Raw genomic sequence first — 8938 nt, 5'->3', positions numbered from 1 at the left:
ATGCCATCCGCAGCCACCTGAATAGTTACAAAGGATATAGGCGGCTGAGAACCTTATTTCACCACTAACATCAATCCAGCGGGGCGGGCTCGGCCGCTCTGCCGGTTTTTTTAGGGGACAATATTCACGCCTATTCGGTCAGCCAGCATCAGCACGGACGGGAACAACCTGCGACCAGTGAGATCAAGCGATTCCTCCACCTGGCGGATTGCCTCTGGCGCCACGCGGTCCCCGAACAGAATCAAAGCCCGATCGGTATCGTCTTGGCGCGAGACCCAGAACAATCCCTGAACATCGAGATGCTGAGCATGAATCGCGCGAGCCCATTCCCTGGTGGCCGGATACTGATCCGCTTCCGTGTCGATGAGTTCGTTCCGCTTTATACCCATGGCACGTAGAGACTTGCTGGTCAGATCCGCCAACACCAACCGTTGCGTGACTTCTATGCGCGAGCACTGGCGCTTCAGGAGCCGAGATCGGGGAAACGACTTGGGACCAGGGGCAAAGGGTACGTCATGAAATACTGTCTCCATTGCTGCCCCATCGAAGGTATAGGCGGCGTAAAGGGTAGGAATCACGTCTCCGTCGTCATCGAGCAGCGGACTGAAGCGAGCACTGCCCCGTAAGCTGGGGTTGAAGGCAGTACCGGCATATTCAGCTTGATGCACCCGATGCAGGATCGTCCCCGGCTTGATCGTCACCGTGTAAAGCAGAATCTTCTCTGGAGGCGTGGGGGTCGACAAAGCACCAGACGCGGCCGACGTTTCGCGTCTAGCCATGCTCAACACCGACCCGTTCCTGGTCGGCTGCCGCGAGCACGCGCTCCGGATCGGTATCCAACACGTCCTGTGGCCTCTGCCCACCGAGATAGCTGTTGACGGAGGAGAACCAATAGGCCAGCCCCCAACCATCCTTGCTATTGCCAAACAGCTCGAGGATCGGTTTCAGCCCTTTCAGGGGCCGGTACCCGTTCGTCTTGTCCAGAGCGTAGGCAGGGAAGAGATCGACATTACGATGCTGGATAGCAAAGATCCTATGCTGCCGTTTCCACTTGCTCGTCTGGGCGCTCGGGTTGTCGGATGCCAGCCCTGCCATCTGGCCAATTTCGCGGGCTGTGAGCCAGCTCGTGCTTTCCAAAGCTGCCTTCCGGGCACGCCCCTCCATTTCGGCCTCGAGGAGGGCGGTCTTGTCCAGACTGACGAACTCCACATAGGAATCGATCACTCTGGACATGGCTTGGCGTTTGCGTTGGTGCAGCTTGCGTTCAAAATCAATGGTCACGTGACGGACCAGCTCGGTCAGCACGGTGGCTTGCTCATCATCCCCACTGTCTCGGAACAAGGCGATGACATCAGTTTCCAGTGGGCGGCCCAGCCTTGCCTGGATCTCTTTAGCCGAGCCGATCAGCACATAACCTTCGTTTTCAAGGATGTTTTCTTTCATGACACCCTCCTTTTTTGAGGGTAATGGAAGTAAGCACCAATGCAACATAGCATACTTTACCACCATGCGGGGACAGCGTCAGTCAGGCGCTGCGCGCCAGGCCTGGCGCACAACAACAAAAAGGGCCGGTCATCGAGACCGACCCTTCCAGTAAACAGTGAAATATTCCACTCGCGGCACGTCAGGTTGCTGTCAGCGCTCCCGCGGTTGCATGCCCGAGGCCAGATGAGCCTCGCGGTGCCTCAATAGCCCCCATAGCAGGACCAGCCAGAACGGGTACACCATCACCCCGCTGTTATGGGCCAGAAAGACCTGCGACAGCCCGAAATCCATGTAGGTCACCGGCAACAGTATTCCGGCCATGGCAATGGACTTGAGCGCAAGATCATCGCTCGACAACCGCTTGCCGAAGAGCCGCATCGGCACGAGATAGAGCGCCAGCAAGGCCAGCAGCCCAAAGACACCCCGTTTCAGCCAGGCATCCAGGTACTCGTTATGAACGTGGCCCCAATTCTTGATAATGGGAGCAGCCCGCCCTTCGGCGATCAATCGATCCCGAGCCTGTTCGTAGCCCCGATCCCCCCAACCGAAGATGAGCTTCTCGGGGATCAACTCCACCGCGGCATGCCACATGGCGAAACGCGCCCCCAAAGAAGTACGCGTATTCCCCTCTTCGAGATACTGCTGAACGTTGGAAAACGCCTCGTTGACGCGGCTTTGCACCCCGAGTTGCGGCACGGCATACACGGTTACACCGATAGCGACTACCAGCACACTCAAGCCGACCAGCCAGCGCCGAGCAAAATAGCGGGCATAGCCGCGATACAGCACCAATAACACGAAGGGGAAGCCTACCCAGCCGCCGCGGCTGCCGGACATCAGGGACCCCAATATCCCCATCAGCGCGCCCAGCGCAAGAAGAGGCACCCAATATTTGGCATTGCGCTGCGTAAAGGCCCAGCCAAGGCCGGCCAGGCACAGCACGCCAAACAACATGTTGAGGTCGCCATACTGAATGACATGGGTATAGCCACCCGCCCGCATCGCCCCTTCGACGAGCTTCTGCCACATCGCCCAACCGCCCGAAGCGATAGCCCCTATCGCGATACCGGACCACATGAAAGATAGCCACGGCGGGTAGGCGACGAGCCAAAACAGCACCGGCACCGCCAACAGGAAGCGACTGGGCTTATCCAGACCGCTCGAGCCCTGTCCATCGACCAGCGCCCGGGACGCAGCGACCACGAAATACGCCAGTAGAATGGCGATGATCGCCTTGTCCTGACGGTTCAGACCGAACCCGGGCCGCAAGGCCAGCAATACCGGCGATGCCAGCAACAGCAAGGCCGGCCCCAGCGAATAGCCGGTAGGCACGACCAGGGCAATGGCGCCCATCAGAAACACGGCGATATGGGTGTAGGCCGAAGCCACGGCGCCTACCCCTTTATGACGATCCAATACGTTGATCACGAGACTCTTCCGCTAACCAGAAACAACAAGCCGATAATGCCAGGCGGAAGTATACGGGCCGGGCGCCCCGATCTCGAACGGCTACCTCTCGTTAGGATCTGCCTGAAAAGTCAGCGAGCGATGCTCAGGCTGGATTCAGAGCGGCAATGCCTTTCCAGGGCCAAAGCAGCAATGTACTTCATATCCCCGAGCATCAGCAGCGCCAAATGTGGCAAATCACCTTGCCCCGTGCCGGTAACGGGCGAAAAGCCTTATCTCAAAGCACTGTCACAAGGCGTTCGGATCGCAAAAGCCTCTGACGATGGTCAGTGCAATGATCCGCAGATCCAGCCATAGCGACCAGTTGTCGATGTACCAGAGATCGTGTTCTACACGCAGCCGCATCTTTTCGATATCCTCCGTCCCGCCCCGCAGGCCATTGACCTGCGCCCAGCCAGTGATCCCCGGCTTCACCTTGTGGCGTTTCATGTAGGACTCGACGACGTCCTTGTAATACTCGTTGTGCGCCAGCGCATGGGGCCGCGGCCCGACGATGGACATGCGACCCTGCAATACGTTGTAGAACTGCGGCAGCTCGTCCAGCGATGTACGCCGGAGAAAGGCGCCGAATTTGGTCACGCGAGGATCGCCCTGCCTGGCCTGGGTCACGACACCATCGGCCTCCGTATGGACTTCCATCGAACGGAACTTGTAGACCTTGAAGCGACGGCCGTTGCTGCCCATGCGGTACTGCTTGAACAGCACCGGCCCCGGCGATTGCAGCTTGAGAACCACCGCGATAATGGCGCAGACAGGCAGCGACAAGAGCAGGAACAAGCTACCCAGTACCAGGTCCTCTACCCGTTTCAGGAAGCGCGGCGTTTCCCCCATGGACGTCACGCTCAAATCGAGCGCGAAGTGCCCCGCCACCTCACTGATGCGATGATTGAGAAGCCGCATGTCCTGAAACTCGGGAATGAAGCGCACCTCCGCTGTCTGGTGGCGCAGCGCATGCATGATCTCGCGCACCGCCCCTCCCATTTCCAGCGGCAGGCAGAGCCATACCTCGCGGGCGCCGGAATCCTGCACCCGGCGGGCAAGACAGCTGAGGAAAGCCGGATCCGGCGCCTCCTTCAAGCGCTGCACGCCGGAAATCGCGAAGCCCTCCCCCGGCGTCTTGCGCATGCTTCTGGCCACCTTGAGCAGGTTCGGGGCAGGCCCCACGAGAAAGACCCCCCGAAGGTTCTTGCCCGATAGCCTCGCGCTTTTGAGCAGCAGCATCACGAGTACGCGAAAACCGGCCGCCAGCCCCAGCGAGAACAGCAGTGTCATTCCCAGCCACAAGCGCGAATAGCGAACCGAGGCTTCGGCCAGGTAGATGATCGACGTCGCCATCAACGCAACGATGCCCCAAACGGCCACCAGTCGAAACAGGATGTTGGAGAGCCGGGTGGTGCGCCAACGCACGTAAGCGCCAGCGATGAAGTTGGCCATCACGACGAAGATGGCCATGATCATCATGGCCAGCAGAAACCGATCATGTACAGCCAGCGTACCGAACCGGATACAGTGGGCCAGGAAACCCGACAACAGCACAGCGCCGGCATCGATCAAGGGTACGAATATCTGAGCCGGATATCGCTCGGTAATACTTCTCTGTTGTCTCGAAACGCTCATCGGTTGGCCGGGTAACTCAAGAACGGAAAGATTTCAGCATATCTATAACGATGCAATGTGCTGCCAGGCGGCGTGACACTCAGGCCAGGCAACCGTATCCATACTATTTTTTGGCTAAACGGGAACGGAAAACTTTTGGCTAAACGGGAACAAAAAACATGGCGTAGCAGCCTGTTCATTGACCTGCCCAGCAATTCCATCGTATCGCTGGCCATGCTTCACCATCCTGTTCTGCCGTGTCGGCTCGTGAATTATCCACATCGGCGGATCGCTGGCTTCAACGAATCGCGTGCCGCTGCCGCCGAGTCGCAAGCTGAGAAGGTTCGCACACCGGCCCATTCCAGCACGATCTCCGCCAGCTCTTCCGGGCGCTCATTAGGCTTTGTCTGAAAACTGCCTGCGCTCGGCCATACGGCGTTAAAAATCGGCTCAAAGTACTCATTTACACCGCGTAAACTCCGCCTTTTCGCCGATTTTTGCCTTGTCTGACCTTCGCTCGACGACTTTTCAGACAAAACCTAGCTCACCTGCTGTCTGATGACACCAACCAGAACCGGCGTATCGCCGAAGATGCCAATGATCCGACCAAAAGCCGCCCGAGCCTACTGTTGACCATCTTTCATATACTGGAGGCAACTTCTCAGCGCATCACGCCAGTCAGGCATGGCAAGACCGAAAGCCTGCTCCAGACGCGCAAGATCCATGCGCGAATTCTTTGGCCGTGGCGCTTTCTGTGGATAATCGGCCGAAGAAATCGGTGCGACGCGAGGCATCTCCGCACGGTCGATCAATTGCAGCGCCAGAGCCTCCTCGAACACTGCCTCAGCGAAGCCATGCCAGCTCGTTGCACCAGAGGCAGTCAGGTGATAGACACCCGCCAGCGAAGGCGACCACTGCTCACGTTGCCATGCGTACAGCGCCAGCGCAGTCACATCGGCAATGGTCGCTGCCCATGTCGGCGCCCCGATCTGATCGTCGATGACACTCAAGTCATCCCGTTCACGCCCCAGACGCAGCATGGTCCTGACGAAATTACTGCCATGCGACGCATAGACCCAACTGGTACGAAAGACCAGCGCCCTGGCACCGGCACGAGCTATCGCCTGCTCACCGGCCAGCTTGCTCTTGCCATAAACCGAAAGGGGGCCGGTCGCATCATCCTCCTGAAAAGGCTTATCGCCCTGCCCCGAGTAAACGTAGTCCGTCGAGTAATGCACCAGCGACACGTTCCGCTCGGCACAAGCCCTGGCAAGCTCCTCGACCGCATCCGCGTTGACCCGGTAGGCCGACTGCGGCTCGTCCTCGGCGCGATCGACAGCGGTATAAGCAGCAGCATTGATGACGACATCCGGCTCATGGCGAGCGATCGCCTCGGCCACCTCGCCCGCGACAGCCAGATCGCACTGCTGACGCGACAATGCCGCGCCACGCCCCAAAGACTGCAAGGACCGGCTCAATTCCCGACCAACCTGCCCGGAGCTTCCTAGAACCAACCACTTCATGATGCCCCCGGTGTCAGTCGAATACGTCCGCGTCGCGGAACGAACTGCCTTCGAGATCCTTGTCGGACAAGGAAAGCGCCTCGAGTTGCGGCCACTCGATGCCCAGATCGGGATCATCGTATCGAATGCTGCGCTCCGACGCCGGGTGATAATAGTCAGTCGTCTTGTAGAGGAAATCCGCGCTGTCCGACAGCACCACGAAACCATGCCCGAAGCCTTCCGGCACCCAAAGCTGGCGGTTGTTGTCGGCCGACAGCTCCACACCGACCCAGCGGCCGAAATTCGGCGAGCTGCGTCGCAGGTCGACGGCAACGTCGAACACGCGGCCATGCGTTACCCGTACCAGCTTGCCCTGTGGCTGCTCCAACTGATAATGCAGGCCGCGAAGCACGCCGCAGCGCGAACGGGAATGGTTATCCTGGACGAATGCACGACGGCAACCGGTCGCCTCCTCGAAAGCGTGCTGATTGAAGCTTTCCATGAAAAAGCCGCGCTCATCACCGAATACCCTCGGCTCGAGTATCCAGACCTCGGGCAACTGTGTCTCGATCACCTTCATTTGTGCGTCCTCTTCTCGCGAACCAGACGCTGCAAATACTGCCCATAACCGCTCTTGGCCAAGGGTGCAGCCAACGCCATCAACTGTTCGTCACCGATCAAACCGCGTCGCCAGGCGACCTCTTCAGGGCAACACGCCTTCAGTCCCTGACGATGCTCGATGGTGGCGATGAAATTGGACGCCTCGTTCAATGAATCGTGCGTCCCGGTATCCAGCCAGGCAAAGCCGCGGCCCATGATCTCGACATTGAGATCGCCCCGCTCCAGATAGGCGCGATTGATATCGGTGATTTCCAGCTCGCCACGATGGGAAGGCTCCAGCTTCTCGGCCATCTCGACCACATCGCCATCGTAAAAATAGAGACCGGTGACGGCATAGTTCGACTTCGGCACGGCGGGCTTTTCCTCGAGCGAAGTGGCTCGACCGTCGCCATCGAAATCCACGACACCATAGCGCTCCGGGTCGTGTACATGGTAGGCAAAAACGCTGGCGCCGCTATCCCGCGACATGGCGCTGTCGAGCAGCGGCTGCAGATCATGCCCATAGAAGACATTGTCGCCGAGAATCAGACAACTAGGCGCGCCATTCAGAAATTCCTTGCCGATGATGAAGGCCTGGGCCAGCCCGTCCGGCGATGGCTGCACGGCGTACTCCACCGAAATGCCCCACTGGCTGCCGTCGCCCAGCAACTGCTCGAAACGCGGCGTATCCTGAGGCGTGGAGATGATTAGGATCTCGTCGATACCCGCCAGCATCAGGGTCGCCAGCGGATAATAGATCATCGGTTTGTCGTAGACTGGCAACAACTGCTTGGATATCGCCATGGTTGCCGGATGCAGGCGCGTGCCGGACCCACCGGCGAGAATGATACCTTTACGTTTCATGAGACTCGATCCTTGTCCTATCCGTGCTTTCCATACTGCTTCGCGGTCCAGTCACGATAGGTACCGCTAGTGACGCCTTCGATCCAGGCGTGATTGTCCAGATACCACTGCACCGTCTTGCGCAAGCCACTTTCGAAGGTCTCGCGGGGGCGCCAGCCCAACTCACGCTCCACCTTGCCCGCATCGATGGCATAGCGCACATCGTGCCCCGGGCGATCCTTCACGTAGGTGATCAGGTCCGCATAGCGCGTCACCCCCTCGGGGTGCCGGGGCGCCAGCTCTTCCAGTAACGCGCAGATGCGCTCGACCACCTCGAGATTGCGATGTTCGTTGTGGCCGCCAATATTGTAGGTTTCCCCCACCCGGCCCGACTCGATCACCGTGACCAGCGCCCGAGCATGATCCTCGACATACAGCCAGTCGCGTACCTGACTCCCGTCACCGTAGACCGGCAACGGCTTGCCGGCGCGGGCGTTGAGAATCATCAGCGGAATCAGCTTTTCGGGAAAGTGATATGGCCCATAGTTGTTCGAACAGTTGGTGACCAGCACCGGCAGCCCGAAGGTACGATGCCACGCCCGCACCAGATGATCCGACCCGGCCTTGCTGGCCGAATAGGGCGAACTCGGCGCATAAGGCGTCTGCTCGGTAAACAGTCCCTCCGGCCCGTCAAGGTCACCGTAGACCTCGTCGGTAGAGACATGGTGGAATCGAAAGCCCTCGCGACGCGTGCCGGAAAGGCTCTCGAAATATGCGCGGGCGGCTTCGAGCAGTACACCCGTGCCCACCAGATTGGTCTGGATGAAGTCCGCCGGCCCGTGGATGGAACGGTCGACATGGGATTCAGCCGCCAGATGCATGACCGCATCGGGCTGATGACGTTCGAACACGCCGCGCAACGCATCGGCATCACAGATATCCACCTGCTCGAACGCATAGCGCTCACTCTCGATAGCCGCGCCGAGGGAAGCAAGGTTGCCGGCATAGGTAAGCTTGTCCACGTTGACTACCGCATGCCCGGTATCAGAAACCAGGTGGCGTATCACCGCCGAGCCGATGAAACCGGCCCCTCCCGTTACCAAAATTTTCATGCCTGCATCCGATACTGTGAGAACCTTTACAGTTTACGTGCTGGGGTCTCTCGGGAAAAGGCATCAGAGCGACCATCATTGTCAGGCATATCGACAAATAATTGCCTGCTTCAGCGGCTGCTATATATTGAAAACCAGACCATACTACACATTAAAATCCAGACCTCGCTATATATTAAAAACCAGACCACACCATATATTGAAACCCAGGCCGCACTATATATTAAAACCCAGACCGTGTAGTGCGCTGACAAGCCTCGAAGTCATAGAGCGAGTAAATTCGTCCTGGGTCGAAAACAGCATGAACCCGCCTCATTCACGAGGGTGCTGATT

8 protein-coding genes are annotated in these 8938 nt (G+C 58.7%); all 8 read right to left on the bottom strand.

All coding sequences use genetic code 11. From position 1 onward, the window contains the following. Positions 1–110 precede the first annotated feature (110 nt). The 8 genes from CCD76_RS18390 to rfbB all read right to left on the bottom strand — a co-directional run bounded on the left by CCD76_RS18390 (position 111) and on the right by rfbB (position 8605). Positions 111–779 (bottom strand): RES family NAD+ phosphorylase, encoded by a 669-nt coding sequence (locus tag CCD76_RS18390; protein WP_218777077.1) that lies wholly within the window; start codon positions 777–779, stop codon positions 111–113. Beyond that, positions 772–1443 carry a hypothetical protein gene (locus CCD76_RS18385; RefSeq protein WP_087720971.1) on the bottom strand — a complete coding sequence of 224 codons (672 nt, stop codon included), beginning with the start codon at positions 1441–1443 and terminating at the stop codon, positions 772–774. Before CCD76_RS18385 ends, CCD76_RS18390 begins: the two co-directional genes overlap by 8 nt. A gap of 192 nt (positions 1444–1635) precedes the next feature. Beyond that, positions 1636–2913, bottom strand: a complete 1278-nt coding sequence (locus CCD76_RS18380) for an O-antigen ligase family protein (protein WP_256961380.1) — start codon at positions 2911–2913, stop codon at positions 1636–1638. A 267-nt stretch (positions 2914–3180) separates the two neighbouring features. Beyond that, positions 3181–4569 (bottom strand): undecaprenyl-phosphate glucose phosphotransferase, encoded by a 1389-nt coding sequence (locus tag CCD76_RS18375; RefSeq protein ID WP_087720970.1) that lies wholly within the window; start codon positions 4567–4569, stop codon positions 3181–3183. Positions 4570–5171: 602 nt separating this feature from the next. Further along, positions 5172–6071, bottom strand: coding sequence for a dTDP-4-dehydrorhamnose reductase (gene rfbD / locus CCD76_RS18370; protein WP_087720969.1), 900 nt, complete (start codon positions 6069–6071; stop codon positions 5172–5174). A 13-nt stretch (positions 6072–6084) separates the two neighbouring features. Beyond that, positions 6085–6630, bottom strand: coding sequence for a dTDP-4-dehydrorhamnose 3,5-epimerase (gene rfbC / locus CCD76_RS18365; RefSeq protein WP_087720968.1), 546 nt, complete (start codon positions 6628–6630; stop codon positions 6085–6087). Then, the gene (gene rfbA, locus CCD76_RS18360) at positions 6627–7514 is read right to left on the bottom strand and encodes a glucose-1-phosphate thymidylyltransferase RfbA (protein WP_087720967.1); all 888 of its coding nucleotides are present in this window, start codon (positions 7512–7514) and stop codon (positions 6627–6629) included. Before rfbA ends, rfbC begins: the two co-directional genes overlap by 4 nt. 17 nt (positions 7515–7531) lie before the next feature. After that, a complete protein-coding gene (gene rfbB, locus CCD76_RS18355; protein WP_087720966.1) occupies positions 7532–8605 on the bottom strand; it encodes a dTDP-glucose 4,6-dehydratase in 1074 nt (357 codons plus the stop codon). Positions 8606–8938: the final 333 nt, after the last annotated feature.

It is taken from the genome of Salinicola salarius (assembly GCF_002179555.1).
Classification (GTDB): Bacteria; Pseudomonadota; Gammaproteobacteria; order Pseudomonadales; family Halomonadaceae; genus Salinicola; species Salinicola salarius_A.
The sequence above is the reverse complement of the archived record's forward strand: the minus strand, read 5'-3'. Positions and strand labels throughout refer to the sequence as shown.